We start from the raw sequence: 15,485 nt of genomic DNA, 5'->3' as shown, positions 1-15,485 counted from the left end.
AAATAGATTCATTCTATTGATATCTTATTAAACATAATTGCGAACAAATACCAACAACCTTGTGCTTCCAATAAAGCATCTTTATAAAAACTTCTGTTACTTAAAGAATTGATTAACTTTATTTGGTAGCGTAAACTATGCTGACACTTTTTCATTCTCCTTTATCTTCTTCTTCCCGTTTTATACGCCTTGTCCTTGGCGAATATGATATATCTTCTCACTTAATTGAAGAACATGAATGGGCAAGAAGACAAGAATTTCTTGCGCTTAATCCAGCTGGGAATGTACCAGTTCTGCTTTCTGAATGTGAAGTTCCATTATCAGGAGCTTCTGTTATCCTGGAATATTTGGATGAAACACGTGGAAGTTTACGACAAGAAAATAATTTATTTCCACAAAACCCTTTAGACCGTGCTGAGGTACGCCGTCTCAACGACTGGTTTTTAAATAAATTCGAAAATGAAGCTATACGCCATATTGTGCGAGAACGAATCTATAAGCGTGAAATGCCACTGGCTATTGGCGGTGGCGCCCCTAATTCACAAATTTTACGCAATGCACGTGCCAATATTTTACCACATATGAACTATCTAAATTGGCTCTGTGCATCTCGCGACTGGCTAGTTGGCTCTAAATTATCTTATGCAGATTTAGCAGCCGCAGCTTCTATTTCTGTACTTGATTTTTTAGGAGAAATTGACTGGGAAAAATTTCCTGTAACAAAAGATTGGTATATGCGAATTAAATCTCGTCCCTCTTTTCGCTCTCTCTTAACAGATCGCATTCGAGGAATTGCTGCCAGTCCTCATTATGCAGACCTTGATTTTTGATCTTTCTTCCCAGACGAAAGTAAAAAATAATATTTGATGGATAACATGCTCATAATATACTTTTGATACAGTAAACTTCATGGCTTTATATACATCCACATGTCTTTCGCATCATTTGTTAATAAATGTGTCGCTCGTCACAAACCTATATAAAGAAAATATTAGTTCAAATAACCAAAGAAATAAAAATTTTCTCTCTTCATATAGAACTTTCTAAATAGAATAAAGAACAGTTGAAGAAAAGAAGAAAATTTGCCTATACTCAACCGGAAAAAAGGAGAACGATATGCGCCTAACAGTTGTTGGTGGTAATGGAAAAATGGGACGCGAGCTAATAACAGCTATTCAAAGCAGGAATGATGTAGAACTCTGTTCTGTTCTGGTACGTAAAGGATCTCCTTTTGTAGAAAAAGATGCCAGCAAATTAATTGATTCAAAACATCTTGGAATTCGTATTACCGATGATCCTGAAAACGCCTTCTCCAATACGGAAGGTATTTTAGATTTTTCTCAACCACAAGCTAGTATTCTCTATGCTAACTATGCTGCTCAAAAAGGCTTGGTTCATATTATCGGAACAACTGGGTTTAGCAAAACAGAAGACGAACAAATTGCAAATTTTGCAAAATACACAACTATTGTTAAATCCGGCAATATGAGTCTTGGAGTTAATCTTTTGTCTAACCTTGTAAAAAAAGCTGCTCAAACATTAGAATCTGATGATTTTGATATTGAGATTTATGAAATGCATCACTCTGACAAAGTCGATTCTCCGTCTGGAACAGCTCTTCTTCTTGGACAAGCTGCAGCTGAAGGTCGTAATGTTATCCTCAAAAATGTTAGTGTCAGTGGACGTGACGGATGTAGCGGCAAGCGTAAAAAAGGCACGATTGGCTTTGCTTGTTCACGGGGAGGAACAATCATTGGCGACCACAGTGTTACTTTTGCTGGCTCTAATGAGCGTATTGTTCTTTCACATTTAGCGCAAGAACGCTCAATTTTTGCCAATGGTGCATTAAAAGCAGCTTTATGGGCAAAGAAACAAAAAAATGGACTTTATTCAATGCTTAATGTTTTGGGATTAGATGATCACTTGTAAACAATAAGTACTTAACGTAGGAAATTCATAATGGAACGTACGCTTGTATTAATCCGTCATGGACAAAGCGAATGGAATGTAAAAAATCTTTTCACAGGTTGGAAAAACCCAGATTTAACAGAAAAAGGACATACGGAAGCAATAACAGCAGGGAGAAATCTCAAAGCAGCTGGTTTAAAATTTGATATTGCTTATACCTCTGCCTTACAGCGAGCGCAAAAAACAGCCCAGCACATTTTAGAACAAATGGGACAATCAGATTTGCAATTGATAAAAACGCCAATATTAAATGAACGTGATTATGGTGATCTATCTGGTCTGAATAAAGATGAAGTTCGTCAGCAATGGGGGCAAGAACAAGTGCAAATATGGCGTCGTTCTTATGCTACTGCACCACCTAATGGAGAAAGCCTACGCGATACTGGTGCACGTATTTGGCCTTATTATCTCTATCATATCCAACCTCACATTTTGCGCTCTCAAACTGTTTTGATTGCCGCACATGGTAACTCTCTTCGTGCTCTGATTATGGCACTTGAAGGTCTAGATGGCGAAGAAATTATGTCTCAAGAATTAGCAACTGGTATTCCTATAATTTATACATTCAATCCTGATTCAACAATTTCATCAAAAATAACCATCACGTCTTAAATCTTTAAAATCGCAATAGACAAAAATAGTCTAATTTAGTACTTTTAGATTAAGAAATAAATTCTATAATTTTATTGATAGCGTTGCTTCATAAACTTAGATAGATTTTCTAGCCCCGATGGCGGAATTGGTAGACGCGCAGGTTTCAGGTACCTGTGCCGCAAGGCGTGGAGGTTCGAGTCCTCTTCAGGGCACCATTTTATTTTCGATAATGCACAATTAATAATTTAGTCATTTTTGTTATTTTTTAATCCACCTAACAATCCACCTCTTATTGCTTGATTGAAAGTGCTAAGCGGAACTCTAAACAAGCTATTGGAAATCTACAACTATGCTCTCTAAAAACGATTGCTAGCGTAAAAAAACCTTCCACACCAAAGATTCAAAACTTAACAATAATCCCATAAATAAAATATCAAATTTGCAAATTTGTATGACCGTATAGATAACTAGTGAATGATATCTGTTCTGGCTAAAATAAAAACCCTTTTGGCTAAAATACGAACTCTCAAAACCTTCAAAACTACTCCAAAAGGGGTTTTGAGGGTTGCACTTTCAGGAATTTTATAATTTCTTGCACATCAAAGTAATTCTAAACAATAACATTTCGTGAATTCATTGATCTTTCTGCTTCAGCACAGCGGTTTTACTTATTGGTGACAAACCATGTAGACTCACAGCTACTTTTCTTTCAAGTTCTAACATTACCTTATGAATAAAGCTGAGAATCATTGAATCATTTCATGATCGGAAATATTGACAATTTTGCCATTTTAGCTCCTTTTATTGAAAAGGAGCATTGTACTGTGCTTTCATTCACAGCAACAGAATTTTTCAGTAATCCAGGACGACGCAATCAAGAAGTGCCAAGTGAACTAATTGAAGTCAAGAGTTATGGTAGGATAGTTGGCTATTACCTGTCACCATCAGAATATAATCGTTTAATCAATGCAGCATGTCGTGCATCTGAGCCAGGGGCTTATAATTCGACCAAGGATCTTGCTCATGCACGCCGCCATGACATTCTATCTCTCGCCAAGAAATATGGAATAACCCGTATCCGAATTTACTTTTTGGTTGAATTTCCTGAAAATAAACCCTTTTCTGAAGATGATTTTGAATTTATTTGCAAACTACAAGAAATGTTTGGGAAACGTCGCGTTGATGTAGTACGCCTTGAAATGATTGATAAACGGCTTAAGAAATCCATTCTTGATGGAGCAATTAAATTATGACCAAGCAAGATCCAAAGGCGTGGCAACGCTATGCTGAACATATTTTAGCGTATTGAACGATTCCGCGCAAAATATGAAACCGAAGACCATGATGCTTTCAAGGATATTCTTTATCGGAATTTACATACAATTTCAGAGTCAGCTGATAAATTGCCAGATCACATCAAAAAGGAATATCCAGATATCGAGTGGTCTAAGGTGAAGGGTTTTAGAAATTTAATAGTTCATGATTATTTAGGTGATGATATTAACCCAAAGATCGTGCGTAATATCGTATTCAGGAATCTTCCAGAACTGCGCAACGCAGCAGCAGATATACTTAAATGCTATCCCTGAAAAAGTGGTTTTATAAAGAAGAGAATTTAGTTTGAGTGTAGGGATAATGATTTACCAAAAACATTCCTTCAAAGCTCATTTATATACTGCTTCAATAATATCAATGAACCGATAATAAATGAGCTATATATGGCAAAAATCACACCATATTAATCAATATTTGCTATAATAATAACAAGAAAATCTCACTTAAATAGCTTTTACATCCGCTTCAATTTATTTTTATTATTCTCTGGAAGAGGTCTTTACTAATAATTTATTTTTCCTTCCCGCTGGTAACGCTATAAAAAATTCTGATGCTACATCAGTTTACTACATTGTAAAGTAATTATCTATTCTCAAAGATCATTTGCAGACCTTACCTGCTATCAAAATAATAATCAAAAAAACCAGCAACGACCGATCTTGCTGTGCCCCTCCTCCTTCACAAGAGAATGGTCGCAAAAGATTAACAGACTCTAAAATCAAAGAATAAGTCTCTCACTTACTGTTTTGATTATCGCTATATCAATCAATTAAAACTTTCTTCAGATCTTCCCCATATTTGTTGTCCTTGCGCTCTCCATCTCTAAGAGAAGAGAATGAAAACGATAGTTCTTTTAGACAACTAGCTTCAAAGGCGTTTCTTTTTCTAAAAACTCTTCTTTGATATCTAATTGAGAAAGGATCTGTACAATTTTGCATGTCTCCAAACTAACCGTAATCATTCTCAGGAATAATTCGAGAGGATAACGCGCATTTCCCATAATCTCACAAACCTAATCATTTGCATCATTTATAATCATGGAATCGTCATTTCATAAAAAACTCTCGAAGAATATCTTCCTCTTGAAGAAGATCTACAAAGAGCGACTTTACTAGCCTGACTCTGAGTTGATCAAAAAATCTTCCAATTTTATAGCGAATATCTTTTTTGCGTTCCGGCATCATTATATGCTGAACCTCTTTCATAGCTAAACAAAGAGTAGGATATTTTCTATACAATTTTGATGTTTCAAGCCAATTTCGAGAATTTAGTGATCTATCCGCAACCAGACGAGCCTTTAAGTACTCCATTAAATAAAGCTGAGAACGATCTCCAGCATCCCCTAAAGATCGCATGATATCTAGATCTTTTGAAAGAACTTCGTTATCCAACCACCTAAAATGAAAGTCGCTCCAACCAAAATTCCTGCGCAACACCCTTACTACATCATCAGGCCCCAATTTAAATTCAAATCTACTAAAAATCCTATCCATACGTTCCACACCATTAGGTTCCAATAGAGCTCGCAATGCTTTACATACAGTAAAGACTAAGTGACGGTCTCTAGGTTCATCAAAAACCCAATGAAAACCGGATAAGCTATAGTCTCGAATATATTCCCTCGCTATTTTTAGCTTCTTCGCATGTTCTTCTGGCGCGTATTCTCTCTTTACATATTCTCTGTATGCTTTATCGTACTCCTTTAGTTCGGAACGTGTAACAATATCATGTGGAAGAAACTCATCTTCTACCTCTGAAGCACAAGCACTCCTTACGCTTAAACATGACACAAACGCCGTAGTTTGCGATATAATAGCTATAGCCAATAACACGTTTCGTAAGGGAAAATACATTAACTCTATCTCCTGAGCCTTCTTTCAAAGCAACAATTTCAAAAATTTCTTTTTGATTGTTATACAAATTTTTAAAACTCTTATTTAATTATTTTTAAATCCGCATTTAAGTCAAAAATAAATATCAATTATTTCGTTTTGAAGTTATAATAAGTTTATTTAATCACAAAAACAGCAAACAATTTTTTTATGGATATATTTCCTTTGATAATGGTATTTGACACATGAGTTAATTAGGTATTCCACCTAGCCGACAATCAAAATTGCCCTTAATATTTCGATTATAAAATCTACCTTTCGAAGGTGAAACCATCCAATCTTCTACGACATAGGAAGGAACTCGACAATAATGATAATAAGTGTTCCTCAAAAGCACCACTACATAATTTTGTTGTGGCTGATAACAAATACGGTGGACAAATGAACTAATTGTAGACTGGCACTGGAAATTATCTAAGTCTACAACCCCGTGGTACTTAACATACACTGTTTCAGCCGAAGCAACACTTGAAGCCAAGATGTTTCCTATCAAAATCGTTAAGACAAAAGATAATTTTTTCATATTCTTCTCGAAGTAAAATTAAGAACAACTATTCTGTAAGTATTGGCTCTTATTTTGAAGCTGATGCTCTAATTACGTGGCGTTAGCATCTTTTCACGAAAATGAGACAACGCCTCCGTCAAATCACTTAGTAAATAGCAAATCCTGTTTATGATAATGAGTCATTAATTGTCAAATAATATATTTTGATAAAATACTAAGTGAATTTATATTCACGATTTTATTTGAATGTTTTAAAGCATCAAAGCGCGAATAATGAGCTTTTTGCATGCTATAATTTTATAGATTATAGTAATTTATTTATGCATTATAGTTATGAATTTGATTATAATGATCAAATGATTTTGGTATAGCTCTTTTAATAATTGATAAAATATTTCAATCCTATTTGGAGAGATAACACTGATTTCTTTTTAATCTCATAAGGAATAAAATGAGCAGGACAGTAACGCTTTAAGTCAATAGCGCTTGTTGTATTCTTAATTTCTAGAAATTTAACCGTGAATCTCTTTATCGAGATCATGCAGTCACATAGCTTCAATCAATCTAAACGCCTATAAGTGAAGCTAAACCGCAGAGAGTAGAAACTGCTACAAAATCTGCTGGTGATTGTTGACGATCGACAATGCCATAAACATAATCACATAATGTATCTGGAAACATATCGGGAACGAATGGTTCCACTGGAAGGAGACTCATTCTAATGGGTTGAGGTTTATTCCACCCATGGCTTTGAAGTGCTTCTTTATGAGGAATAGGTGTTAAGAATATATTATTTTTTATTCTGGGTCATAATGATTTCCCTTGAGAAAGTAATACATCATTAAAGTCTCTGCCTTGTGAAGCTTTTAGCATGAAGACGGGCAAACCATTTTGATAGGCACGTGCCGCAAGAGCGAAGCCTGCTGTAATGCCTGCTTCATCCCCATCCATCGCTACCATAAGGCGAGCCTTTATGCTTGATAAACTGAGTGCTTTCATCCCACTTGTAGAAAGAGAAGCCAGAAGATCGACAGGCTCATGAAGCAACCCAGAGAGTAAAGAAAGACCCGTTTCTATCCCTTCGTACACAACATAATGCTGTCCATCATGATTTACTTAAACGAACTGCTCCACCTGTAACAGATCCCAACATCGCCTTCTGTGGCTCAACATTAGCTTTCGTGCCATCTTCACACAAATCAGTTCTATGGATAGCAAAAGATTGTCCACCTTCTACAAGAGAAATCATCGCGGGAAGAACAAAACCCGATGGATGAGGACAGCTTCATGATTGAACGCTGGATAAAAAACAGGCAGTTAATCACTGTACTATCCATAACACAAGAAGAGGATTGTACAATATGTGAAACAAGCTCGCAACACTGCATAGTATAAGCATAAATATGCATTTTTATAAATAATTTTGGCAGTACTAAAATAATAAAATTATAGTTTGATTGCACAATATTGCTTAATAGCCATCCACACCACAAATCATGACTATGCTAACAAAAGGTATTTTTTTAAATTCTTAATAGCAAACCAGCAATGTATGCAATAACGATTCTTCTGTTTATATAGATCTGCTTATTTCAAAAAATGACGTATGCTTAACATGCCTTAAGCTTCAAAAAGCATTACACCATCATAAATCAGAATACACTTAATATTATCATAGTCATAAAATTTGTAAGCTACTAACATCCTTATAGATACAACAAAAACATTACGCTCTTTCCAAGCCTTTCATAAAAATCACAAATTCCTAACGTGACTTACGTTTCATTTTTAACTGCTATTCATGTTGAATGGTTTTATATTTCAATCAAGTTTATTGATTACTATACTATTAGCGTTAGTAACGACACAATCTATTAGATTTATAACTTCACTTAGATATGCATAGCAAATAGCAAAAGAGCTTCTCCTAACAAACAGCAGAGCTACTGAAAAATTTCTCAAACAAAAGAGATTAATTTACTTAGGATAATCCAAAAATCAGTCATAACCGGAAAAAACAAAAATAATAATTAAAACATGTTCTTCATAAATTCTCCAAAATATACAACAGCTATAACAGCAATACATTTGCAGATTATAAAAACCACAACAATCATATTTGCCATCATTCTAAGGTCAATAGCTTACATAATTAATAACAATATTAATAAACATAGGCTTATCAATTGCTACCCTCTCCATTTCTTATGACTCAAATCTCCACACTTCGCTTATCCAAGTATGGTGTTTTTCAGGAAAAAACTATAGAAAACAGGGTATCTTGATAGAGAATATGCTAATTACACACAGCAAAAAAGCCCGTGAAAACCGAGCTTTTTATGCTATGCCATCAAAAGGCATGGGAAAGTTAGTTTAAGGTCAATGGCGGAGAGGAAGAGATTCGAACTCTCGAGAGCCTTTTGAGCCCTACTCCCTTAGCAGGGGAGCGCCTTCGACCACTCGGCCACCTCTCCAAGGGCGGTGCATAAATGGTATCAAAAGAAATTTCAAGACATTTTCGATTTTTTTTCTTTTTTATTGATACAATTTATTAGCCCAATCAGATAAAAATCAGCAAATGTGTGATTTTTTTACCATATTCCCTTGAATAATACATGTATACCCTTCAAAAAAGTAATTTCATATTTGTATATCTGAAAAAAATCATCATAACTACAGCTCATAAAATTATATCATTTATTCTATCTTTTAACGAGTTGAATAAGTAGTATTCTCTAACAAAATTGGGCTATTTAGCTATTGGAGATTCATTATGAATATTAAATCCCTCTTTTTGAGCTCTACCGCGACTTTTGTAGCAATTTCTGGAGCGCAAGCATCTGCAATTATTGCTGAAAAACCAGAGCGTATAGAATATGTTCGCATTTGCGATGCATACGGAAAAGGATATTTTTACATTCCTGGCACTGAAACTTGTGTACGTATATCAGGAAATGTCCGTGCTAACCTTATTGGTGGTAAAAACATAAATGCAACAACTGATGCTGATTTAACTAAAAGTAAAAAAACCTACAATGCATCAATGCAATTTACTCTTGCTTTTCAAACTGCTTCTGAAACAGAATGGGGAACACTTCGTTCATATGTGCGAGGATCTTCAGGATGGGGTGACGGTAAGGATAAACCAGGTGCAAAGATCTCATCTGCTTACGTTGAACTTGGTGGCTTTCGTTTAGGTCTTGATGATACTATTTTTAATAGTTGGACTGGCGGTTATGGAAATGTCATAAATGATGACAGCATAGCGCCAGCAGGTGATACACGTACTAATTTTGCTTCTTACACTTTTAGTGGTGACACTGGATTTTCTGCGATTATTGGAACTGAATTAGGCAACGCCTCAAGTTCTCACACTGCCGATGCTGTATACCATTATATTAATGAAAGTGATGAAATTGCTACTGTTTCTCAAGATACTCCCCCAAGTAAGAAAATAAAAAATTACATTCCTAATTTTTTGTTTGGTATGAAATATATGCAAAAGTGGGGTGGCTTTTCAACCGTTACAGCTTACGATGCTTATTACCAAAAGTAGGCTAATAAAATGCGTATAGATTTTAATATTCACGATAATCTAAACCTTTGGGTAATGAGTGGATATAAAAATAACACAGATTACTATAAAGCAGATGAAAATGTGCTGTCACGGCAAAACGCTACAATCTATGCAAACTGGGGTGGTAAATGGGCAACTTGGGTTGGTGCAACTTATAAAGTTACTCCAAAAGCGAGTTTAAATGCTCAAATTTCTTACAGTGCTGTAAAAACGCTTGCTGCTTCTATGAATATTTCATACACATTGCTTCCAGGATTAGTGCTTACACCTGAACTGACCTATATTTCTTGGAATGATAATAGAACTCTCAAAGGTGCAAACAGTGAGACAATGTATACGCACGCTTTGAATGGAAAAAGTGCCTTTCAAGGTATGATTCGTCTCCAGCGTTCATTTTAGTCTAGTAGAACTATGCTTTTGGAAACCGGTAATTTTAATTACCGGTTTCTATTTTTTGAAGATATTTATAAAACTTTGAAAATGCTTTTTGAGGTTTATTTCTACTGTCTAGAATAAAATATCATATTATTTACGAATGATATTTTCAGTACATTAACAAATAAACACTGATAATCGTGCCTTACAAACTCTGCATATATTGTTCAAATAAGATAAACTTCAACCATTGGGACAATTCGTTACCAAAACCATGTCATTATCCCTAAAAAATGATTAAAAACAAACCGTCTATCTCTTATAAGAAACAGACAATAGCTAACTGAAGTAACTACGTTAATTGTAAAATGAATAACAAAATTTTTGTAATTTTCATAGTTTTTGAATATGTAAAAAATACCTACCTAAAAGAATTAGTCTTACTTCTCCATTGATTCCTCTACATGTATTTATTTTCATACCCAAAATAGTCTTATTTTTCTTGAAAAAACCTAAGCTACCAAAAATCATTGTGCAGTGTTAACAAAAGAACAGTACAACAATAGTTAGTTACACGTATTTCAATTAAAGACGATCTAAACCTAATTTGACGGAAAATACTTATCAACTAATGCATAAATAATCGCTGCTGTTTCAGCATCCAAAATCCCATCATAATTTTCTTGACGAAAATGAAGTTGAAATGCACGAATTAAATCTGCATATCCACTCTCTGTACATGCAATAAAAATATCGTATCCATACTGTTTTAGTTTAGCTAAAATGTCTGCTTTCGTTGGCAAATTTTTACAAAACTGCTTCTGATAGTGATCCTTTAATTCATCATCATACCATGCCCCTATGCCGGCAGTATAAAGCTCTTTCCATGGGAAAGCTGCACCCGGATCACTTTTCCTTCCAACAGCAATATCACTGTGCCCGACAACATCGGTCGGCATAATATCAGGATAACGTTGAAGGATATTCAATGCGAGTTCTTTAACAGCATCAATTTGTATTGGATTATAGGGAGGAAATATAAATTCTTCATTATTATAAGTAACTACATTAGCTTTTCCAAGCTCAGAAGCCGTATCATTTAAATGACCACCCTCGGATAGTAAGCGAGCAACATATCTTTCATTCTCACTCTTATCACCACGCATATCCTTAAATTGAGCCTCAATATATGTTTCCTCAAGACAATCGGTATGACCCGTAGCCAAATTAACTATTTCAATGCCAATAGACGTATCATTCAGATTACTGCGCCCAGCCCACGAACTAACACCAGCATGCCATGCACGCTCATTTTCATCAACTAGATTAAAAATACGCATATCCTTAAACCCTGCCTCAATATACGTTTTTTCAGAAGGGTCGGGCACAAGATAATGCGCACTAACAGCCGATCCTGTAAGCGCTGTGATCGAACTCTTAAAATCAATAGAGGTATAGTGCATTACAAGGAAACGAACACGACGATTAAAACTTTTAATAGAACGATAACTATTATAATCAATTTGATACATAAAAAAATCTCCCTTTTTGTTTAACTCACTTGTACCATCATGCATTATAATAGACCGTACCCAAAGACAGCCATAGCATCCTTCAGGAATAGCTCTTTGCTATATATTTCTAGCTATCTACTCTCATTCGCAGTATTTCATTTTACACAACAGAATAACTGTAATAGCAAAACTGTCACACAAACAAAAATTCATCTTTAGCCTTCAAGACAACAAAAAGCTATTACAAGAACAAAAAATCCTTGCTGATAACTCTTTTCTAAAAAGGATACCAAAAATGCCAATAACTAAGAATATAGAAACGCTTTGTAAAACTTCTTATTAAACGTCCATCTACACAATGCGTGCGATAAAGCCCTTTTTGTTATCGATATGACACAACGCATGGTTATAGTGTAAAAATAAAACAACACGCAGCAAGCAACACCTTATTGCATCACAACATCATTTAACGTACCAGGTAATGATGGTAAAAAAACTTTACGGCAATTTCTTGACGAACTTTGTGTCGATTTTTTGAAACAAAAATGATTAGCCGTATATTTATTCAATTTTTGCTAACGTACTATTTAAAAATGTTTTTCTCTAGCATAATATCAAAGATAAAAAGACTTATTATATTTAAATAGGAATTTTTTCTTCAATTTTTCCTATATCTTCATATTTAAATCAGCATACTCCATCATTTTTTTCTAGAATAAAGCTATGGAGTTATTATTACCCTTCTTTCATCTCCTTAAAGTCCTAAATGATCAAAATAATTATATGCCAAATACATAAATGATCCGAGAGTGAAACAGTAAGAATCAAACACTGCAAAAAAATGCTCCCCTTCTATTATCCATCCACATTTTCTACATTTTTTAATTTTTCGTCTGTTTTGGTGTGTTATTGTCCCTTTTTGGAACAAATTTGATGTCTCAGACATTGTATCTCCGGCATTATTCAAGGAGATAAACACATGGAAACCCGTATTCCAGGAGATATATCATTTGATACGCATTTTCTCAAAGAACCATCTTTGGAAGAACAGTATCCCCTTTTTCACGTACCCATTTCATGGTCAGCAGTCTTTGCTGGACTTGTCACAACCCTTGCCAGCTCGATCTGCTTATCATTTCTGGTCGCTGCTTTAGGCTTAACCCAGATTGACTTTTACTCTTCATCCCCTTTTGAAGGAACCTTTCTATCCGTTGGCATTGGATCCCTTCTTGTTATGCTCCTCAGCCTTGCAGGGGGAAGTTTTGTTGCTGGACGTTTTGCAGAAGCCTCGGGAGCATTTCACGGCTTTTTAACTTGGGCTCTGTTAACACTTCTCATGGCGCTCCAAACAATCCTGTTTGTATCAGGTTCCGTAAATTTGGGAGCAAAGGCCATCTCAGAGAATATGGCTGCCACACAACAAGACATCACTAACCTAGAAACAGATGCCATTCCTCTTCTCTCAAAATTAAACAGTAAAAGCTTCGAAAATTTTTTACGTACAAAGAATGGCGAAGAAATCGATTTTAACAAACTACACAGCGAATTGCGCAATGTTCTCGATAAAAGTGAGATCCCTGCTCTCAATCCTGACCGTTTAAAGCAATCCTATCAAAAAGCCCTAAAAGAGATTGATACAACGATAACAGCTTTCAAGAATGATCCTTCTCGCTATCGCACCTACTTGAAAAATCTAAGCGATCGCCTTTCTGATTATGCACGAAGCATTACAACAAAAATTAATCAAAGTGACATCATCAATGGCCTCATAAACAATGGAATGACACGCACCGATGCACAAACAATCGCCAACCGTGCACTTCACCTGTATCACACAGCAGAAGCAAAAACTGAACAGGCAATAAAAGTCTTAGAGCAACAAGCAAATATACTCTCTAAAAAATTAGACATGCCAATAAATGACACTCGTCATATTGCAGACAAAACCGTCAAAACAGCATCTCATCTTGGATGGTGGGGCTTCTTAGGAGGCTTGATTGGAGCTATAATTTCAAGTGTTTTTGGCTATTATGGGTACAAAAGTCGTAAAGATTCTTTCAAACCATAAACACTTTGCCTTAATAAAGTATCAAACATATCAAAAAGCTGCAAAACCATTGCAGCTTTTTGGTTATAAACTTTCTGAGATCTATCTTGCAGATCCAATCAAATACATCAAGCAGCCACTGCGTAAATAGCAATATCACTACAAAAAAGTACCTGCAGAAATATCATCCTCATCTTATCACAATTGATGACTTTACATCCCTTGGTCGATCTGCACAACAATGCAAGATATATCACTTTTGTAAAGAAGAATTTTTTGAAGCTCGATAGAGAAACGATAAGTTCATGGGGCAAGATTGATTTTGCTTGGGTTGACGCTGGTTCATTATCGGATGATGTTCGTTTTGTGATAACACTATGGGATCACCTATCTGAAAGCGCCTATCTAGTTTTGCATGAACCCACGCTGTTGGCACCAGTTAACAGTAATGGTAATGATCTTGTACACTGTGTTCGCAGTCCGATTTGGAAAGAGCTTTTGACCCGTCTTGATCACAGTTATGAGGACATTACCCTGCCTGAACGCCATAAATATCGTCAAAGTGGTTTAGGATTGATCCGTAAGAGAACACGATCGGAACAATATTCTTGCCACCAATCACTGCAAAGTGCATTAATTGCATTGAATGAATTACCGATCCGCGATACGCAATTGCCTATAGGTAAAGAAAGAATGCAGCTGCAGTATAAAATTTCCTCTCTTCATGCTGCAATGACCACAGAGGATTTGCGCTCTCTTTATGCCACCATTATTTTGAGAGCAAGAACAATCAAAGAAATAAGTTTTATGAGTAAATTAGCAGCTACAATTGTCAGGAAAGGTCTTAATCGCTTGCAAAATATAAGCTCAATTACTCTTTTTTCCGAAGGCAGCAGACAAATTTGGCAAATCAACGCTGATATTTGGAACGAGATAGATCAATTTCCTAAAAAAGATATAAGAGAACTGAGTGATAGACAATCAGAAACGCCGGAAATTCTAGAAAAGATTGCTAGCGCTTTCCGATGTGACGAAACTTATAGTGAAGCAGAAATGTCAAAGATCTGCAGTCTTTTTAGCGATGATTACGCCCGCTTACGTCGTCGTTTGGTCGATGATGGTTACTTAGAACGTCACCACGGCATTTATCGCCGTTCTTTTTTCAGTTTTTTGTAATTTGTCTTGTGCGATTTTTTATTAGCAATTTTAACGGAGATTTTTGATACACAAAACCGTTTTCACTAATGTTATGAACGGTTGTGCTTATTTGGTTGCGGGGGCAGGATTTGAACCTGCGGCCTTCAGGTTATGAGCCTGACGAGCTACCGGGCTGCTCCACCCCGCGCTACAAAGATTAAAACAAGGTTAAATTTCTGTCTAGGATTAAATTTATCCTGACTATAAGCTATATTTTTTATTTTATGACTTTGTGAAGAATATTCTATGCTCTTAGCAGACCTGGCAGCGACTTACTCTCCCGTGCCTTAAGACAAAGTACCATCAGCGCTGGAACGTTTCACGGCCGAGTTCGGGATGGGATCGGGTGCGTTCGCTCCGCTATAACCACCAAGTCAGCGAAGAGCATAGAATTAAGAGAATCTGGATATTTTATTTAGATATTTATTGCTATCAATGAATAAAGGAAATGAGAACGATCAAGCCGATCGAACTATTAGTA

General features: G+C 35.7%; 13 protein-coding genes, 3 tRNA genes, 2 rRNA genes and 1 pseudogene (1 of these 19 running past the window's edge). 9 read left to right on the top strand and 10 right to left on the bottom strand.

Annotated elements, in window-relative coordinates:
* Positions 1-137 precede the first annotated feature (137 nt).
* The 6 genes from V3565_RS05030 to V3565_RS05005 all read left to right on the top strand — a co-directional run bounded on the left by V3565_RS05030 (position 138) and on the right by V3565_RS05005 (position 4,151).
* Positions 138-830, top strand: coding sequence for a glutathione S-transferase family protein (locus V3565_RS05030; RefSeq protein WP_455478097.1), 693 nt, complete (start codon positions 138-140; stop codon positions 828-830).
* Positions 831-1,116: 286 nt separating this feature from the next.
* The gene (gene dapB, locus V3565_RS05025; protein WP_455478096.1) at positions 1,117-1,929 is read left to right on the top strand and encodes a 4-hydroxy-tetrahydrodipicolinate reductase; all 813 of its coding nucleotides are present in this window, start codon (positions 1,117-1,119) and stop codon (positions 1,927-1,929) included.
* A 30-nt stretch (positions 1,930-1,959) separates the two neighbouring features.
* Positions 1,960-2,580 (top strand): 2,3-bisphosphoglycerate-dependent phosphoglycerate mutase, encoded by a 621-nt coding sequence (locus V3565_RS05020; RefSeq protein ID WP_455478095.1) that lies wholly within the window; start codon positions 1,960-1,962, stop codon positions 2,578-2,580.
* Positions 2,581-2,692: 112 nt separating this feature from the next.
* Positions 2,693-2,777 (top strand) — tRNA-Leu (locus V3565_RS05015).
* Positions 2,778-3,323: 546 nt separating this feature from the next.
* On the top strand, positions 3,324-3,815 hold the full coding sequence (locus tag V3565_RS05010) for a nucleotidyltransferase family protein (protein ID WP_455478094.1): 492 nt from the start codon (positions 3,324-3,326) through the stop codon (positions 3,813-3,815).
* A 51-nt stretch (positions 3,816-3,866) separates the two neighbouring features.
* On the top strand, positions 3,867-4,151 hold the full coding sequence (locus V3565_RS05005) for a HepT-like ribonuclease domain-containing protein (protein WP_455478872.1): 285 nt from the start codon (positions 3,867-3,869) through the stop codon (positions 4,149-4,151).
* Between the two features lie 792 nt (positions 4,152-4,943).
* On the opposite strand, the gene V3565_RS05000 is transcribed toward V3565_RS05005, so the two are convergent.
* The 6 genes from V3565_RS05000 to V3565_RS04975 form a co-directional block, all read right to left on the bottom strand.
* Positions 4,944-5,687, bottom strand: coding sequence for a hypothetical protein (locus tag V3565_RS05000; RefSeq protein WP_455478093.1), 744 nt, complete (start codon positions 5,685-5,687; stop codon positions 4,944-4,946).
* Positions 5,688-5,979: 292 nt separating this feature from the next.
* Positions 5,980-6,312, bottom strand: a complete 333-nt coding sequence (locus tag V3565_RS04995) for a KTSC domain-containing protein (protein WP_455478092.1) — start codon at positions 6,310-6,312, stop codon at positions 5,980-5,982.
* A 546-nt stretch (positions 6,313-6,858) separates the two neighbouring features.
* The gene (locus V3565_RS04990) at positions 6,859-6,996 is read right to left on the bottom strand and encodes a hypothetical protein (protein ID WP_455478091.1); all 138 of its coding nucleotides are present in this window, start codon (positions 6,994-6,996) and stop codon (positions 6,859-6,861) included.
* A gap of 105 nt (positions 6,997-7,101) precedes the next feature.
* Positions 7,102-7,383: a toprim domain-containing protein gene (locus tag V3565_RS04985; protein WP_455478090.1), complete on the bottom strand. Its 282-nt coding sequence runs from the start codon at positions 7,381-7,383 to the stop codon at positions 7,102-7,104.
* Between the two features lie 16 nt (positions 7,384-7,399).
* Complete coding sequence (locus V3565_RS04980) at positions 7,400-7,543, bottom strand: DUF7146 domain-containing protein (protein ID WP_455478089.1); 144 nt, start codon at positions 7,541-7,543, stop codon at positions 7,400-7,402.
* A 1,134-nt stretch (positions 7,544-8,677) separates the two neighbouring features.
* A tRNA-Ser gene (locus V3565_RS04975) sits at positions 8,678-8,768 on the bottom strand.
* A gap of 299 nt (positions 8,769-9,067) precedes the next feature.
* Between V3565_RS04975 and V3565_RS04970 the strand changes: the two are divergent.
* Positions 9,068-10,270 (top strand): annotated as a pseudogene (locus V3565_RS04970) (porin).
* 578 nt (positions 10,271-10,848) lie between these two features.
* Here the strand turns inward: V3565_RS04970 and V3565_RS04965 are convergent.
* A complete protein-coding gene (locus V3565_RS04965) occupies positions 10,849-11,778 on the bottom strand; it encodes an N-acetylmuramoyl-L-alanine amidase (RefSeq protein ID WP_455478088.1) in 930 nt (309 codons plus the stop codon).
* 961 nt (positions 11,779-12,739) lie between these two features.
* Between V3565_RS04965 and V3565_RS04960 the strand changes: the two genes are divergently transcribed.
* Together V3565_RS04960 and V3565_RS04955 are read left to right on the top strand one after the other, a co-directional pair.
* Entirely contained in the window at positions 12,740-13,828 is a 1,089-nt protein-coding gene (locus V3565_RS04960; RefSeq protein ID WP_455478023.1) for a DUF3792 domain-containing protein, read from the top strand.
* 255 nt (positions 13,829-14,083) lie between these two features.
* Positions 14,084-14,983 (top strand): DUF2087 domain-containing protein, encoded by a 900-nt coding sequence (locus V3565_RS04955; protein WP_455478022.1) that lies wholly within the window; start codon positions 14,084-14,086, stop codon positions 14,981-14,983.
* Positions 14,984-15,075: 92 nt separating this feature from the next.
* Here V3565_RS04955 and V3565_RS04950 read toward each other — a convergent pair.
* The 3 genes from V3565_RS04950 to V3565_RS04940 all read right to left on the bottom strand — a co-directional run.
* Positions 15,076-15,152, bottom strand: a tRNA-Met gene (locus V3565_RS04950).
* Positions 15,153-15,263: 111 nt separating this feature from the next.
* Positions 15,264-15,378 (bottom strand): 5S ribosomal RNA (rrf, locus tag V3565_RS04945).
* An 80-nt stretch (positions 15,379-15,458) separates the two neighbouring features.
* Positions 15,459-15,485 (bottom strand): 23S ribosomal RNA (locus V3565_RS04940); it runs 2,785 nt beyond the window's last position.

The sequence above is a fragment of the Bartonella sp. B10 genome, from assembly GCF_053794435.1.
This window is presented reverse-complemented; position numbering and strand designations above follow the sequence as displayed.

Excerpts from the sequence above, each read along its gene's own strand:
- V3565_RS05030 (WP_455478097.1), top strand. The coding sequence starts at position 138 with ATGCTGACACTTTTTCATTCTCCTTTATCTTCTTCTTCCCGTTTTATA.
- dapB (WP_455478096.1), top strand. The coding sequence starts at position 1,117 with ATGCGCCTAACAGTTGTTGGTGGTAATGGAAAAATGGGACGCGAGCTA.
- V3565_RS05020 (WP_455478095.1), top strand. The coding sequence starts at position 1,960 with ATGGAACGTACGCTTGTATTAATCCGTCATGGACAAAGCGAATGGAAT.
- V3565_RS05010 (WP_455478094.1), top strand. The coding sequence starts at position 3,324 with ATGATCGGAAATATTGACAATTTTGCCATTTTAGCTCCTTTTATTGAA.
- V3565_RS04995 (WP_455478092.1), bottom strand. The coding sequence starts at position 6,312 with ATGAAAAAATTATCTTTTGTCTTAACGATTTTGATAGGAAACATCTTG.
- V3565_RS04980 (WP_455478089.1), bottom strand. The coding sequence starts at position 7,543 with ATGATTTCTCTTGTAGAAGGTGGACAATCTTTTGCTATCCATAGAACT.
- V3565_RS04965 (WP_455478088.1), bottom strand. The coding sequence starts at position 11,778 with ATGTATCAAATTGATTATAATAGTTATCGTTCTATTAAAAGTTTTAAT.
- V3565_RS04960 (WP_455478023.1), top strand. The coding sequence starts at position 12,740 with ATGGAAACCCGTATTCCAGGAGATATATCATTTGATACGCATTTTCTC.